General features: G+C 71.4%; 14 protein-coding genes. 7 read left to right on the forward strand and 7 right to left on the reverse strand.

The window, feature by feature from the left end; translation table 11 throughout:
* Positions 1-47 precede the first annotated feature (47 nt).
* Positions 48-773, reverse strand: coding sequence for a hypothetical protein (locus ABD875_RS06555; protein WP_345172437.1), 726 nt, complete (start codon positions 771-773; stop codon positions 48-50).
* A 117-nt stretch (positions 774-890) separates the two neighbouring features.
* Between ABD875_RS06555 and ABD875_RS06560 the strand changes: the two genes are divergently transcribed.
* The 4 genes from ABD875_RS06560 to pflA all read left to right on the forward strand — a co-directional run bounded on the left by ABD875_RS06560 (position 891) and on the right by pflA (position 5,030).
* Positions 891-1,634 (forward strand): maleate cis-trans isomerase family protein, encoded by a 744-nt coding sequence (locus ABD875_RS06560; RefSeq protein WP_345172439.1) that lies wholly within the window; start codon positions 891-893, stop codon positions 1,632-1,634.
* Positions 1,634-1,951, forward strand: a complete 318-nt coding sequence (locus tag ABD875_RS06565; RefSeq protein WP_345172441.1) for a Dabb family protein — start codon at positions 1,634-1,636, stop codon at positions 1,949-1,951. The genes ABD875_RS06560 and ABD875_RS06565 overlap by 1 nt, the downstream gene beginning before the upstream one ends.
* 83 nt (positions 1,952-2,034) lie before the next feature.
* Complete coding sequence (pflB, locus tag ABD875_RS06570; RefSeq protein WP_345172443.1) at positions 2,035-4,284, forward strand: formate C-acetyltransferase; 2,250 nt, start codon at positions 2,035-2,037, stop codon at positions 4,282-4,284.
* Complete coding sequence (pflA, locus tag ABD875_RS06575; protein ID WP_345172445.1) at positions 4,284-5,030, forward strand: pyruvate formate-lyase-activating protein; 747 nt, start codon at positions 4,284-4,286, stop codon at positions 5,028-5,030. The genes pflB and pflA overlap by 1 nt, the downstream gene beginning before the upstream one ends.
* On the opposite strand, the gene ABD875_RS06580 is transcribed toward pflA, so the two are convergent.
* Entirely contained in the window at positions 5,020-5,838 is an 819-nt protein-coding gene (locus ABD875_RS06580) for an arylamine N-acetyltransferase family protein (RefSeq protein ID WP_345172447.1), read from the reverse strand. The two genes, pflA and ABD875_RS06580, sit on opposite strands and share 11 nt — an antisense overlap.
* Before the next feature lie 42 nt (positions 5,839-5,880).
* Complete coding sequence (locus tag ABD875_RS06585) at positions 5,881-6,315, reverse strand: GNAT family N-acetyltransferase (protein ID WP_345172449.1); 435 nt, start codon at positions 6,313-6,315, stop codon at positions 5,881-5,883.
* Between the two features lie 116 nt (positions 6,316-6,431).
* Here ABD875_RS06585 and ABD875_RS06590 point away from each other — a divergent pair, with 116 nt between their 5' ends.
* Positions 6,432-8,021, forward strand: a complete 1,590-nt coding sequence (locus ABD875_RS06590; RefSeq protein ID WP_345172451.1) for an N-acyl-D-amino-acid deacylase family protein — start codon at positions 6,432-6,434, stop codon at positions 8,019-8,021.
* Here ABD875_RS06590 and serA read toward each other — a convergent pair.
* The gene (gene serA, locus ABD875_RS06595) at positions 8,008-9,588 is read right to left on the reverse strand and encodes a phosphoglycerate dehydrogenase (protein ID WP_345172453.1); all 1,581 of its coding nucleotides are present in this window, start codon (positions 9,586-9,588) and stop codon (positions 8,008-8,010) included. The two genes, ABD875_RS06590 and serA, sit on opposite strands and share 14 nt — an antisense overlap.
* Before the next feature lie 217 nt (positions 9,589-9,805).
* Between serA and ABD875_RS06600 the strand changes: the two genes are divergently transcribed.
* On the forward strand, positions 9,806-11,323 hold the full coding sequence (locus tag ABD875_RS06600) for an ABC-F family ATP-binding cassette domain-containing protein (RefSeq protein ID WP_345172455.1): 1,518 nt from the start codon (positions 9,806-9,808) through the stop codon (positions 11,321-11,323).
* A 1-nt stretch (position 11,324) separates the two neighbouring features.
* Here ABD875_RS06600 and ABD875_RS06605 read toward each other — a convergent pair whose 3' ends face one another.
* Complete coding sequence (locus ABD875_RS06605) at positions 11,325-12,014, reverse strand: hypothetical protein (protein ID WP_345172457.1); 690 nt, start codon at positions 12,012-12,014, stop codon at positions 11,325-11,327.
* 50 nt (positions 12,015-12,064) lie between these two features.
* Between ABD875_RS06605 and ABD875_RS06610 the strand changes: the two genes are divergently transcribed.
* Positions 12,065-12,592 carry a GNAT family N-acetyltransferase gene (locus tag ABD875_RS06610; RefSeq protein ID WP_345172459.1) on the forward strand — a complete coding sequence of 176 codons (528 nt, stop codon included), beginning with the start codon at positions 12,065-12,067 and terminating at the stop codon, positions 12,590-12,592.
* Here the strand turns inward: ABD875_RS06610 and efeB are convergent.
* Both efeB and efeO read right to left on the reverse strand, forming a co-directional pair.
* Complete coding sequence (efeB, locus tag ABD875_RS06615; RefSeq protein ID WP_345172702.1) at positions 12,574-13,836, reverse strand: iron uptake transporter deferrochelatase/peroxidase subunit; 1,263 nt, start codon at positions 13,834-13,836, stop codon at positions 12,574-12,576. The two genes, ABD875_RS06610 and efeB, sit on opposite strands and share 19 nt — an antisense overlap.
* A complete protein-coding gene (gene efeO, locus ABD875_RS06620; RefSeq protein ID WP_345172461.1) occupies positions 13,833-14,993 on the reverse strand; it encodes an iron uptake system protein EfeO in 1,161 nt (386 codons plus the stop codon). Before efeO ends, efeB begins: the two co-directional genes overlap by 4 nt.
* Positions 14,994-14,997: the final 4 nt, after the last annotated feature.

A 14,997-nucleotide genomic window follows, 5' to 3' on the forward strand; every position in this document is an offset into this window, starting at 1 on the left:
GGCGCCTCGTTCGGGCACGTCCACTTGGTCTCGGCGTCGAGACCAGGCTAGGACGGCCCTCCACGTACGGACCGCGGCGTCGACGCCGGGTCGACCAGCTGCACCGCAGCCCAGATAGACCACGCGTAACCGGCGCACACCACAGTGACGGCCACGCACCCGAGGGTGACCATGCGCGACTCGGCCCCGTCGAACAGCCCACCGAGAAGGATCGCGATGAACGAGAAGAGTCCGACCAGGCCGGCGATGAGGACTGCTGGAACCGCCGTGACGGCCGCGAGGTAGAGCAGCGGCAAGGACGTCCTTCGCCCGAGGCTGACGTCGTAGAGCATGAGCGCCGACACGACGAGCAGTGCGGTGGACACGTAGATCGTCACCTCGGTGACATGTCGCAAGGCGAAGAGGTCAGCGAACACGTCACGCAAGGACTCGTAGTCGAGGGCACCGACATCGCCTGCCATCACCGTCAGCGCTTGGCTGGACGCCGTGCCCGTGACGACGAGCACGGCCCCCGCAGCCAGAGCAGTCGCGAGACGTTTCAGGACGACGGGAGTGCGTTCGATCCCGATCGTGCCGGCGGTCACCACGAACGTGATGCCCGAGGCCACCACCGCCGCGACTCGCAGCCAGGAGAAGAAGGCGAGGATGTAGACGAGAACCGCCACGACGGCCCAGGGAACTCCGTGCCCGACGAGGGCATTGAAGAGCACGCCAGCGGGATCGACGTCGGGCAGCGGCCGCTCGTCTCCATTGCCTTGCTCGGCCGCCAGCACGGACCCATGGTGCCGCAGCGGGGAGCCACGCACATCCGTGTTCAAGCGGTTCCGAGAGAAGAATATATCCTCTATTCTTGCTCCGCGTTGTCCGCCGAAGCCGTCTAGGAGCCGTCGATGAGTGCCGTCCTCACCAAGGGCAAGAAGTTCGCCCTGGTCCTGCCCTCGACCAACACGTCGGTGGAGCGCGAGTTCCACCACCTCCGGCCGCAGGACTGCTCCTGGCACACCGGCCGGATCATGATCAAGGCGCCGGCGCTCGACTCGGCGAACGCGTTCCAGGCGTTCCGGGAGTGCCTCAACGAGGCGCTGCCGAGCGCGCTCGAGGTCGTGATGACCTGCAAGCCCGAGTACATCGTGATGGGCATGTCGGCCGAGACGTTCTGGGGCGGCGTGCAGGGCAACGCGGCCTTCGAGCAGGGCGTGCGCGACATGACCGGGCTCGAGGTCACGACGGGCGCGACCGCGGCCGGTGAGGCGCTGAAGGCGTTCGGGGCGAAGCGGATCGGCATCGTGACGCCGTACCAGCCGGTCGGCGACGAGCAGGTCGTCGCGTACTTCACCGAGCTCGGGTACGACGTCGCCGCGATCCACGGCCTGTGCTCGGAGTCCGCGACGTCGATCGCCGACGAGACGCCCGAGACGCTGCGCGAGGCGTTCTTGAAGGTCGACGGCCCGGACGTCGACGCGCTGATCCAGTGCGGCACCAACCTCGAGTGCATCGCGGTCGCCGCGGAGCTCGAGAAGGAGCTCGGCAAGCCGGTCATCGCGATCAATCTCGCCACCATGTGGCACGCCTTCCGCACCAACGGCATCGACGACAAGATCGCGGGCTACGGCTCGCTGATGGAGCTGCACTGATGTTCAACCACCACGGCCACCTGACCCTCTCCCCCGAGGCCACCGACGCGCAGGTCGAGGCCATCCTCGACGGCCTGCTCGCGCTGCCCGGCCAGATCGACGGGCTGCGGGAGGCGCGCGTCGCCCGCGACGCCGGCCTCGCCGACGGCAACGCCTCGCTGCGCTTCCACATGGTCTTCGACGACGAGGCGTCGTGGCGCGCGTACGGCAGCCACCCGGCCCACGTCGCCGTGGTCACCGACCACATCAAGCCGGTGCTCGCCGGCAAGGCGATGGTCCAGCACGACGACCGGGACCTCCGCGTCGCGACCGCCTGACGGCATAGGTCCTTTCAGGACCAAAGACCGTGGTCGGCCCGGTCGGGCCGGCGTAGCGTCGTCACCGGAGGCGAGTGATGACGATGATCGAACACGCAGAGCAGCAGACCACCGCCTGGGACGGCTTCGTCGGAGGCCCCTGGAAGGGCAGCATCGATGTCGCGGACTTCGTGCGCCGCAACCGGACGCCGTACGAGGGTGACGCCTCCTTCCTCGCCGGGCCGACCGAGCGCACCACCGCGGTGTGGCAGGCGGTGAGCAGCCTCTTCCCCGAGGAGCGCTCCCGCGGCATCTACGACGTCGACCCGGCCACGCCGGCGGGCATCACGGCGTTCGCGCCCGGCTACATCGACGCGGACAAGGAGCTCATCGTCGGCCTCCAGACCGACGCTCCGCTGAAGCGCGCGATCATGCCCAACGGCGGGCTGCGGATGGTCGAGGCCGGCCTCGAGGCGTACGGCTACGAGGTCGATCCGCTGGTGCGCGAGATCTTCACGAAGTACCGCCGCACCCACAACGCCGGCGTCTTCGACGCCTACACCGATCAGATGCGCGCGGCCCGCAAGGCCGGCATCATCACCGGCCTGCCGGACGCCTACGGCCGCGGCCGGATCATCGGCGACTACCGCCGCGTCGCGCTGTACGGCGTGGACCGGCTGATCGCGGACAAGAGGCGCGACCGCGCCGCGCTGGACCTCGTCCCGTCCTCCGACGACGTGATCCGCGACCGTGAAGAGCTCGCCGAGCAGATCCGCGCACTCGCCGAGCTGAAGGAGATGGCGCAGTCCTACGGCTACGACGTCTCCGGTCCGGCCACCACCGCCCGAGAGGCCGTGCAGTGGCTGTACTTCGCCTACCTGGCCGCGACCAAGGAGCAGAACGGCGCCGCGATGTCGCTGGGCCGCACCTCCTCCTTCCTCGACGTCTACCTCGAACGTGACCTGGCCGCCGGCCGCATCGACGAGACCCAGGCCCAGGAGCTCGTCGACGACTTCGTGATCAAGCTGCGCATCGTGCGGTTCCTGCGCACCCCGGAGTACGACGCGCTCTTCTCCGGCGACCCGACCTGGGTCACCGAGGCGATCGGCGGGATGAGCGCCGACGGCGCGACGCTGGTGACGAAGAACAGCTTCCGGTTCCTCCAGACGCTCTACAACCTCGGCCCCGCGCCGGAGCCGAACCTCACGGTCCTCTGGTCCCCGGCGCTGCCCGACGGCTTCAAGCGGTTCGCCGCGCAGGTCTCCCTCGACACCAGCGCGATCCAGTACGAGTCCGACGACCTGCTCCGCGGGAGCCTCGACGACGACACCGCGATCGCGTGCTGCGTGTCGGGCATGCGGGTCGGCAAGGACATGCAGTTCTTCGGCGCGCGGGTCAACCTCGCGAAGGCGCTGCTGTACGCGATCAACGGCGGCCGCGACGAGATCACCGGCGAGCAGGTCGCGCCGGCCTCGCCGCCGATCACCGGCGACGTGCTCGACCACGCCGCGGTGCTGGCGGCGTACGGGCGCACCCTCGACTGGCTCGCCGCGCTCTACGTGGACACCCTCAACGTCATCCACTACATGCACGACAAGTACGCCTACGAGCGCATCGAGATGGCGCTCCACGACTACCCCGTGCGGCGCTTCATGGCCTGCGGCATCGCCGGCCTGTCGGTCGCGACGGACAGCCTCTCGGCCATCAAGAACGCGACCGTGCGGGTGCAGCGCGACGAGTCCGGCCTCGCGGTCGGGTACGAGGTCGAGGGCGACTTCCCGACCTACGGCAACAACGACGACCGCGCCGACGACATCGCGGTGTGGCTGGTCGAGGGCTTCATGGAGCGGATCCGCCGCCAGCCGACGTACCGCAACGCCGAGCACAGCCAGTCGGTCCTGACGATCACCTCGAACGTCGTCTACGGCAAGCACACCGGCGCGACGCCGGACGGCCGCCAGGCCGGGGAGCCGTTCGCGCCGGGCGCCAACCCCATGAACGGGCGCGACCACCGCGGCGTCGTCGCCTCGGCACTGTCGGTCGCGAAGCTGCCGTACGACGCGGCGCGCGACGGCATCTCGCTCACCTCGACGATCACCCCCTCGGGGCTCGGCCGGCAACGCGCGGAGCAGATCGGCAACCTGGTCGGCGTGCTCGACGGGTACTTCGACGCGGGCGGCTTCCACATCAACGTGAACGTGCTCGACCGCGCGACGCTCGAGGACGCGATGGAGCACCCGGAGAACTACCCGCAGCTGACGGTGCGGGTGTCGGGGTATGCCGTGAACTTCGTGAAGCTGACGCCCGAGCAGCAGCGCGACGTCATCTCGCGGACGTTCCACCACTCCATGTGATGCCGGCGATCACCGAGGCCTCGGTCCACTCCTGGGACCTGTCCACCGGCGTGGACGGGCCGGGAACGCGGTTCGTGCTGTTCCTGTCGGGCTGTCCGCTGCGCTGCCTGTACTGCCAGAACCCCGACACCTGGTACATGCGCGACGGCACCCGACGCCGCCTCGACTCGATCCTGGAGGACGTCGCGCTGTACCGCCGGTTCCTCCAGGTCGCCGGCGGCGGCGTCACCGCGTCGGGCGGCGAGCCGCTGCTGCAGTCGGAGTTCGTCACGTCGTTCTTCACGGCCTGCCGGGAGTGGGACCTGACCACGGCGCTCGACACGTCGGGCCACCTCGGCATCCGCGCCGACGACACGTTGCTGTCGGTCACCGACCTCGTGCTGCTGGACATCAAGTCGTGGGACCCGCGCACCTACCGCGACCTGACCGGCAAGGAGGTCGAGCCGACGCTGCGGTTCGCCGAGCGACTCGCAGCGGTGGGGCAGAAGATGTGGATCCGCTTCGTGCTCGTCCCCGGCGTCACCGACGACCCCGCCAACGTCGACGGCATCGCCAGGTTCGCCGCCACCCTCGGCCCGGCCGTCGAGCGCGTCGAGATCCTGCCGTTCCACCGGCTCGGCCAGCACAAGTACGACGCCCTGCGGCTGCCGTTCCCGCTGGCCGACACCGCGCCGCCGTCCGACGAGCTGATCGCGCGGACGACCAGTCAGTTCGCCGAGCGCGACCTGCCGGTGCTCATCGCGTAGCGGCGACCTTCGCGAGCAGCCGCTCGCGCTCGTCCTCGGTCAGCGGCACCTCGAGCGTGTCCAGCCACTCCCCCAGCTCGCCGTCGCGCAGCGGCCGGTGCTCGGTCGGCTCGCCGGGCGTGCGGACCGTCAGCGTCTGGTGGGTGACGGTGACGTGCCGTCCGGGAAGGTGCTTGGCGACGACGAGCGTCGTCGTGAAGTGCGAGCCCGGGTAGGTGCTCGTGTAGTGGTGCCCGTGGACGACGTCGAGCGGGATCACCTTCAGCTCGTCGGTGAGGTGCATGACCTCCCAGCCGCCCTCGCGGTGCCGGCTCATCAGCCAGCCGTCCTCGGTCTCGGCGATGCGGTAGGCCCAGCCGCGGTAGTCGTCCTCGGCGCCGTCGGACAGCTCGATCGGCCGCAGCGTGCTCATCCCGAACCCGGGGTCGCACAGCAGCCGGCGTCCGTCGATCGTGACCACGACCATCATGTGGGTGCGCGCCTGCTGGGTGCCGGCCGCGGGGTCGCCGACGCGGGCGAGCTGGCGGCGTACGTCGTACCCGAGCCGCTCCAGCGCCGCCGCGAAGATCGTCGAGTGCTCGAAGCAGTAGCCGCCGCGGCCGCGGCGGACGAACTTCCCCTGCACGGCGTCGAGCGAGACGCCCGGGTGCTGCTGGAGCAGCACGTCGATGTTGTCGAACGTGAAGGTTCGCACGTGCGCCTCGTGCATCTCGGCGAGCGCGTCGGCGCTGGGTTCGCGAGCTGGTACGCCGAGCCGTGCGAGGTAGCCGTCCAGGTCGAGCTCGTCGATCCGCCACTCATCGGTCACGGTGACAGTCTGCCGGGTCAGGGCCCAGGAGCGCAGAGCCGTTCAGGCGAGGTGCAGGTCGACCCACTCGGCGGTGTCACCGTCGAGGACGTACCGGTCGTGCTCCTCGAAGCCGAGGTTCTCCGCGAACCGCAGTCCGTCGGCGTTCGCCGCCAAGACGACGGTCTCGATCCGCTCGGCGTCGAGCTCGGCGGCGCGGGTGAGGACCCGGTCGTAGTACTCCGTCCCATGACCCTTGCCCCGGTGCTCAGGGAGCACCCGGACGATCACGGTCGCGATCCGTTCCTCGTCGCTCGGCGGTCGCAGCGTGGCGTTGCCGACGAGCACGTCCCCGTCGTACGCCAGCGTCAGCTCGTTGCGGCCCATCCGCTCGACGACGTCGGCCTCCGACAGCGGGTCGGCCGGGATGATCCGGTTGTGGACCTCGGCCCACAGCCCGGCGGTCGCCTCGGTGACCGGCACGATGGACAGCTCCATCCGCACATCATCGTCGACCCGCACCGTCGACCGGCACTGTCGACCGGCACTGTCGACCGGCATCTTCGTCCGCACGAACGAACCACCGCCACCAGGTGCGGGGCAGGCTGGGGGTCATGGCGACGACGCTGATGATCACCGGGGGCACGGTGTACGACGGCACCGGGAGCGCGGGCCGGCACGCCGACGTCGCGGTCGAGGGCGACCGGGTGGTGCAGGTCGCTCCGCCCGGGCAGCTGCCCGAGGCGCCCGGGGCGCGGGTGCTCGACGCGACCGGGCTGGCGGTGGTGCCCGGGTTCGTCAACGTGCTCAGCCATGCGTGGGGGTCGCTGCAGCAGGACGGCGCGGGTACGTCGGACCTCCTGCAGGGCGTGACGACCCAGGTGTTCGGCGAGGCGTTCTCGCTCGGGCCGGGCAACGACGACGTGCGCGACATGGTCGGCGCGCTGGCGGGCGGGCACGAGAGCAGCGACGTACGCCTGGTCTTCGAGCGCCTCGCCGACGGCCTCGACCACCTGGAGAGCAAGGGCGTGGCGCAGAACGTCGCGAGCTTCGTCGGCGGGCACAACCTGCGCGTGCTCGGCGCGGCCTTCGACGACCGGCCGCTCACCGCGGCCGAGCTCGACCGCCTCGTCGGGCTGATGCGCGAGGAGATGCAGGACGGCGCGCTCGGGATCGGGACGGCGCTGATCTACCCGCCCGGCAACTACGCGAGCACCGACGAGCTGGTCGCGGTGTGCGGCCCGGTCGGCGAGCACGGCGGGACGTACGTCTCGCACCTGCGCAGCGAGGGCGACGAGCTCCTCGAGTGTCTCGACGAGCTGCTGCTGATCGGCGAGCGAGCGGGCTGCCGCGCGGAGGTCTACCACCTCAAGGCCGCCGGGCCGCGGAACTGGCCGAAGATGGCCGCCGCGATCGAGCGGATCCAGGCCGCCCGCGACGCCGGCCGCGCGGTGGGCGCGAACATGTACCCCTACACCGCCGGCGGCACCGCGCTCGCGGCCTGCATCCCGCCGCGGTTCCACGACGGCGGACCGGACGCGCTGGCGGCCCGGCTCGCCGACCCCGTCGTACGCCGGGAGATCTCCACCGCGATGCGGACCGAGACCGGCGGCGGGTTCGAGAACCTCTTCCTCGCCGCCAGCGAGGGCGAGGGCATCGGGCTGTCGTCCGGCCAGCGGCTCCCGGAGGTCGCCCGCGACCTCGGCCTCGCGCCCACCGACGCCCTGCTCGAGCTGGTGGCCCGCGACCCCGAGACGCCTGCGACGTACTTCCTCATGGACGAGGCCAACGTCGAGCTCGGCCTCGCCCAGCCGTGGGTCTCGCTCGGGTCCGACGCCGAGGCCTGCGCCGCCGTGCCGCCACACACCGACGAGCCGACACACCCGCGCACCTACGGCACGTTCGCGCGGTTCCTCGGCCACTACGTCCGCGACCGCGGCGTCACCACGTTCGCCGACGCCGTACGGCGGCTGACCTCACTGCCGTGCGACGAGCTCGGCCTGAGCGGGCGGGGCCGGCTGACGCCGGGTTCGTACGCCGACATCGTCGTGCTGGACCCGGTGACCGTCGGCGACCACGCGACGTACGACGACCCGCACCGCTACTCGACCGGGGTGCACCACGTCGTGGTCAACGGCGAGCCGGTGGTCACCGACGGCGTCGTGCTGGGCGCGCGGCCCGGACGGCGCCTCAGACGAGGTTGACGGCCCGCACGGACTCGGCGTCGATCGCGTGCTGGATGTCGGCGAGGGTGTCGGCGGGGATCGCGGTGTCGACGGAGAGCGCGACCAGCGCCTGGCCGCCCGGCGCCTGCCGCGAGACCTGCATGCCGGCGATGTTGATGCCGGCGTCGCCGAGGATCACGCCGACCGTGCCGACCATCCCGGGGCGGTCGCCGTACGTCAGGAACGCCAGGTGCGCGGTGGGCTCGAGGTCGACGTCGAAGCCGTTGACCTCGACCAGCCGCTCACGCTGCCCGATGCCGACCAGGGTGCCGCTCACCGACACCTGCGACCCGTCGGCGAGGGTGCCGCGGATCGTCACCAGGTTGCGATGGTCGGGGCTCTCGGGGTCGGCGACCAGGCGGACCGCCATGCCGCGCTCGGCCGCGAAGAGCGGTGCGTTCACGTACGACACCTGCTGCTCGACGATGTCGGCGAAGATCCCCTTGAGCGCCGCGAGCTCGAGCACCTTCACGTCGTAGTCGGTGATCTCGCCGCGGACCTCCACGTCGACCTGCTGGGCGACCTCGCCCGCGAGGCCGGTGAAGACCCGGCCGAGCTTCTCGGTGAGCGGGATGCCGGGCCGCACGTCCTCGGCGATCACGCCGCCCTGCACGTTGACCGCGTCGGGCACCAGCTCGCCGGACAGCGCCAGCCGCACCGAGCGGGCGACCGCGATGCCGGCCTTCTCCTGCGCCTCGTCCGTGGACGCGCCGAGGTGTGGGGTGGCGACGACGTTCTCGAGCTCGAACAGCGGGCTGTCGGTGCAGGGCTCCTCGGCGAACACGTCGAGGCCGGCCGCGGCGACGCGGCCCTCCTTGAGGGCGGCGTACAGCGCGGTCTCGTCGACGATGCCGCCGCGGGCGGCGTTGACGAGCACCAGCGAGGACTTCGCCTTCGCGAGCTGCTCGGCGCCGATGAGTCCCGCGGTCTCCGGCGTCTTCGGCAGGTGCACCGACATGAAGTCGGCCTCCGCGAGCAGCGTGTCGAGGTCGACGAGCCGGACGCCCATCTGGGCCGCGCGGCCGGCCTGCACGTACGGGTCGTAGGCGACGACCTTCATGCCGAAGGCGCTCAGCCGCTGCGCGACGAGCACGCCGATGCGGCCCAGGCCGACGATGCCGACGGTCTTCTCGTACAGCTCGATGCCGGTGTAGCGCGAGCGCTTCCACTCGCCGTTCTTGAGCGCGGCATGCGCCGGCGAGACGTGCCGCGCCGCCGCGAGCATCAGCGCGACCGCGAGCTCGGCGGCGGAGACGATGTTGGAGGTCGGGGCGTTCACGACCATCACGCCCGCCATGGTCGCGGCGCGCACGTCGACGTTGTCGAGGCCGACCCCGGCGCGAGCGACCACCTTCAGCCGGCGCCCGGCGGCCAGCGCCTCGGCGTCGACCTTGGTCGCGGAACGGACCAGGATCGCGTCCGCCTCGGGGATCGCGGCGAGCAGCTCCGCGCGGTCGGCGCCGTTGCAGTACCGGATCTCGAAGTCCGGCCCGAGCGCCTCGACGGTCGCGGGGCTGAGCTCTTCGGCGATGAGTACGACAGGCATGGTCACAGCGCTGGGGTCCTGACGGAGTGTGCGGGAAGCAGAGGGGCGCACGACGCTGTGCTGGCTCACGACTGTACCCGACGGGTCCCGATTAATCGGTGGAGTCCACGGGCGGTCCCGGCCTACGCTCGTGCGGTCCCATCCCCGACGAAGGCAGGTCGAGTTGCTCCTCTGAGGTGACCTCGCGTCCGCAGCACCCACCTCACCTGGAGCCTCCATGTCTTCATCTGTCATCAGCGCGTCCGGCCTCTCGTTCTCCTGGCCGGACGGCACCCCCGCCCTCAGCGGCCTCGACCTCCTGGTCGGCCCCGGGCGGTCGGGCCTGGTCGGCACCAACGGTGCCGGGAAGTCCACCCTGCTGCGCCTCGTCGCCGGCGAGCTGCAGCCCACGTCCGGCCACATCACCGTCGCCGGCGAGGTCGGGTACCTCCCCCAGGACCTGACCCTCGACGTCGACCAGCCGGTCGAGGACTTCCTCGGGATCGGGGCGGTACGCCGCGCGATCCGGGCGGTCGAGGGCGGCGACGCCGATCCGGCCCACTTCGACGTGATCGGCGACGACTGGGACGTCGAGGACCGAGCCGAGGCCGAGCTGTCCCGGCTCGGCCTGCCCACCGACGTGCTCGACCGGCGCCTCGGCCAGCTCTCCGGCGGCGAGGTGACCGAGCTCGGTCTCGCGCGGCTGCTGCTGCGCCGACCCGACGTGCTCCTGCTCGACGAGCCCACCAACAACCTCGACACCGCCGCCAAGGCCCGGCTGTACGACGTGATCGACGGCTGGAGCCGGTCGCTGCTGGTGGTCAGCCATGACCGCGAGCTGCTCGAGCGGATGGACCGGATCGGTGACCTGCGCGACGGCGGGGTGCGGTGGTACGGCGGCGGGTACTCGTCGTACGCCGCCCAGGTCGAGGCCGAGCAGGAGGCCGCCCAACACGCGGTGACGAGCGCCCGCTCCGACCTGCGCCGGCAGCGCAACGACCGGGCCGAGGCGGAGCGACAGCTCGCGCAGCGGCGCCGTACCGCGAAGAAGGCGGAAGGGTCGGCGGGGCTCGGCAAGGCGCAGATCAACTTCAAGAAGAACCAGGCCGAGAAGTCCGCGGCCGGCCTGCGTGGCGTGCACGAGAAGCGGATCGAGAGCGCGAAGGACCGGCTCGACGCGGCCGAGTCCCGGCTCCGCGGCGACCGGGAGATCCGCATCGACCTGCCCGGCACCGAGGTGCCGCGTGGTCGGGTGGTGCTCGACGGCGAGCTGTACATCGGTGGTCCCGACCGGGTCGCGCTGGTCGGGCCGAACGGCTCCGGCAAGACCACGATGCTGCACCGGGTCGCGGGCGACGCGCGGGTCCCGGTCGGGCTGCTCCCCCAGCGGCTCGACCTGCTGGACCGCGACGACACGGTGTTCGGCAACGTCGCGCGGCGCGCGCCGGGAGCGGAGCCCAACGAGGTCCGCGCGCGGCTGGCCCGCTTCCTGTTCCGGGGCGCGGCGGCTGACCGCAAGGTGGGCGACCTGTCCGGAGGCGAGCGGTTCCGCGCGACCCTGGCCGCGCTGCTGCTCGCCGATCCCGCCCCGCAGCTGCTGCTGCTCGACGAGCCGACCAACAACCTGGACTTCGCGTCGTACGACGCGCTCGTCTCCGCGCTCGCGTCCTACCGGGGCGCGCTCGTGGTCGCGAGCCACGACCCGGCGTTCCTCGAGGACATCGGGATCGACCGCGTCGTGGAGCTGGGTGGCTGAGTCAGGCTCCGGCGGCCTCGAGCACGTCGTTCTCGGTGTCGGTCGCGGTGTTCACGAACGGGACCACCGTGATCAGCGCCCAGACCGAGGCCAGGGCCACGGCCAGCAGAGGTGAGTCCCAGCGCGCGAGCACGAAGCACGCGATCGCGCCGAGCTGGACGACGAGCATCAGCGCCAGCACCGCCAGCAGCGGGTAGACCCCCACCTTGAGACCGCGCCGCGCGTCCGCGACCGCCTCGGTCGCGCCGCGGTCCTGGAGGTGGTGCAGCCGGTCGAGCGAGCGCGAGTGCCACGACCAGGTGGCCAGCAGCCACATCGCGCCGGAGGCGAGGGCGACGGTGAACGCCAGAGCCGCCGCGAGCTCGCTCTCCCGGCGGCTGAACAGGTCGTCGGCCACCTCCCAGAAGGCCACCGCCGCGAGCAGTCCGCTCAGCACGAACGTGAACATCTCCGAGCGCGTCAGCGACCGGTACCGGGTCCAGGCGAGCAGCTTCACCGCGCGGCTCTCGACGCTGTCGCTCAGCTCGGCGCGGGCGCCTCCGGCCGGCAGGTTCTCGAGCATGCCGACGTCGACCGCCAGCTCGCGGCGCAGGGCGCGGGTCGGGAGCAGGGCCGGGGTCAGCAGCGCGGCCAGCCCCGCCACCGCCAGCGGCACGACGGCCTTGAGGAGGAGCAGCGCCCAGTCGTTCACGCGCGACATAGTGGCAGCGATCGGCCGGCTGGCAAGGTAGGCGCGTGCACGTGGAGACAGAACGTCTGGTCATCCGGCCGTGGCGCCGCGACGAGGGGCCGCGGCTGCTGGACATCCTCAGCCGCGAGGAGGTCATGAAGTGGCTCGGCGACGGCCCGCCGGTGCTCCTCAAGACCCTCGGCGAGGCCCACGCGCGCATCGACCGCTACAACAACGAGCGCAACGACCCGCCGCTCGGCATGTGGGCCGTCGAGCGCAAGGAAGACGGGCTCGCGGTCGGGACCGTGCTGCTGCTGACGCTGCCGAACGACGAGCACGGCGAGGTCGAGATCGGCTGGCACCTGCACCCCGACTCGTGGGGCCACGGATACGCGACCGAGGCGGCGAGGGCCGTGCTGGCGCACGGGTTCGCGGCCGGCCTGCCCGAGATCATCGCGGTCGCACACCTCGACAACGACGCGTCGATCAACGTGATGCGCAAGCTCGGCATGACCGACCACGGCGTCGTGCGGAAGTGGTACGACGAGCCCTCGCGGTGCTTCGTCATCACCGCCGAGGACTACGCGAAGAGTCCCTGACCGACGTACTCCCCCTCGCCGACCCCGGGCGGTACGGCGAACAGCGCGGACCCGGTGACGCGGAGGTACTCCATCAGCGCGTCGGACTTCGCCATCGCGTTCTGGACCGGGATGAAGTGCGTGTCCGGGTCGCGCACGAACGCGATGAAGAACAGCCCCGCGTCGAGGCCGCCGAGCGGGTTGGAGCCGTCGACGAAGTTGTAGCCGCGGCGCAGCATCCGGGCGCCGCCGTTGAAGTCCGGGTGGACGACACGCACGTGCGAGTCCGTCGGGATCACCGGTCCGTCGCTGCCGGGCATCGAGAAGTCCGGCTCGGTGAACTCGCTGCCACCCGAGAGCGGGGCACCGGCGTCCTTGGTGCGGCCGATGAAGGCTTCCTGGTCTCCCAACGGCTGCCGGTCCCAGACCTCGATGGTCATGTTGATCCGGCGGGTGACGAGGTAGGAGCCGCCGGTGAGCCACTCCGCGCGCGGATCGTCTCCGGCGCCCACCCAGACGTGCTCGTTGACATCGGCGGTCTGCTCGGCCTTCACGTTGGCCGTGCCGTCCTTGAACCCGAAGAGGTTGCGCGGCGTGGACTGGGAGGTCGACGTGGTCGAGGTACGTCCGAAGCCGAGCTGGGACCAGCGCACCGCGACGGTGCCGAAGCCGATCCGGGCCAGGTTGCGGATCGCGTGCACCGCGACCTGCGGGTCGTCGGCGCAGGCCTGGATGCAGAGGTCGCCGTACGACCGCTCGGGGTCGAGCACGTCCCCCGGGAAGTGCGGCAGCGTGCGCAGCGCCTTCGGCTGCCGGCCGGCGAGCCCGAACCGGTCGCGACCCTCGGCGTCGCGGAACAGCCCGGGACCGAAGCCGAACGTGATCGTGAGCCCGCTCGCCGGCAGCCCGATCGCCTCGCCGGTGTCGTCGGGCGGCAGGTTGCTGGCGCCCTCGGTGGGGCCGACCTCACCGGCCGACAGACCGCGGGTCATCCGGTCCGCGGCGACCGTCCACGCCTGCAGCAGCGCGATCAGCTGCGAGCGCGAGCCGGTGGTGACGTCGAACGCCGCGAAGTGCAGCCGGTCCTGGGCGGGGGTCGTGATCCCCGCCTGGTGGTCGCCGCGGAACGCGAAGGCGTCGCGGCCCGTCGGCTCGGGCTTCGGCTCGGCAGCGGTCGCCCGGCCGGCCGCGAACGCACCGGCCGCCAGGCCGGCCGCGGCGACGCCGCCTCCGACCAGCCCTCGTCGCGAGATCCCCTCGGTCAGGACAACACCGCCGCGGTCAGGCGGGACAACGGCTCCGAGAGCGCGTTGACCGCGTTCGACAGCTCCTGGACCTGCTCCGGCGTGAGCTCGTCGTAGTAGACGAAGCCGTCGTCGGTGCGCTGCGCGTCGAGCAGCTCCTGCAGCTCGGCGAACCGGGCGTCCAGGGTCTCGGCGAGCTCGGGGTCGGACTGCTCGACGATCGGCTTCACGCCCTCGAAGCCCACGCGGGCGCCGTCGACGTTCGCCTGGAAGTCCCACAGGTCGGTGTGCGACCAGATCTCCTCCTCGCCGGTGACCTTGCCGAGCGCGACCTCCTCGAGCAGGCCGCGCGAGCCGTTGGCGATCTGGTCCACGGTGTAGGTGAGCTTCTGGACCCGGCTGTCGAGGATCTCGGTGTTCGTCAGGAGGTCGTCGGCGTACGTCGCCCGCTCCTTGTCGGTGAGCGGGGTGTAGTCGACGGCCTCCTGCGGCCACAGGTCCTTCTCGATCAGGTGCCAACCGGTCCACTTCTGGCCCTCCTCGAGGTCCGCCTCGCGGGCGTCCATCTTCGGGTCCAGGTCGCCGAAGGACTCGGCGACGGTCTCGATCCGCTCCCAGTGGGTCCGCGCGACGGGGTACAGCGCCCGAGCGGCGTCGTCGTCGCCGTTCTTGTACAGCTCGACGAACTCCTGCGTCTTCGTGAGGAGCTGGTCGGACTGGTCCTGGACGTAGGCCTGGTAGTTCGCCAGCGCCGCGTCGACCAGCTCCTGCTCGTCGGCGGAGATGCTCGGCTCGTCACCGGACTCGGTGACGGTGAAGTCGGCGCGGATGCCGTCGCCCTTCATCCCCGGCTTGCAGGCGGTGAGGTAGGTCCCCGCCGGCGCGTTGACGACGAGCTCGCGGGAGAGCTGCGGACCGATGTTCTCGACCTCGCCGACGATCCGCAGACCGTCCTCGTCGAGCAGGTAGAACTCGGTGACCTGCGAGCCGTCGTTGGTGACGTCGAACGTGAGGGTCCCCGACGGCGCCTCGACCGCCGACAGCTCGCAGCCGTCGTCGGTCGAGGTGACCGCGACGGTGCGCTCGTCGCCGGAGTCGGCGTCGCCGCGGGTGTTCTCGGTGCACGCGGCGAGGAGCGGGACAGCCACCGCAAGGGCGGCGACGACGGTGATGCGCATCAGG

Origin of the sequence: Nocardioides caricicola (assembly GCF_039541135.1) — a bacterium.
Lineage (GTDB): Bacteria > Actinomycetota > Actinomycetes > Propionibacteriales > Nocardioidaceae > Nocardioides > Nocardioides caricicola.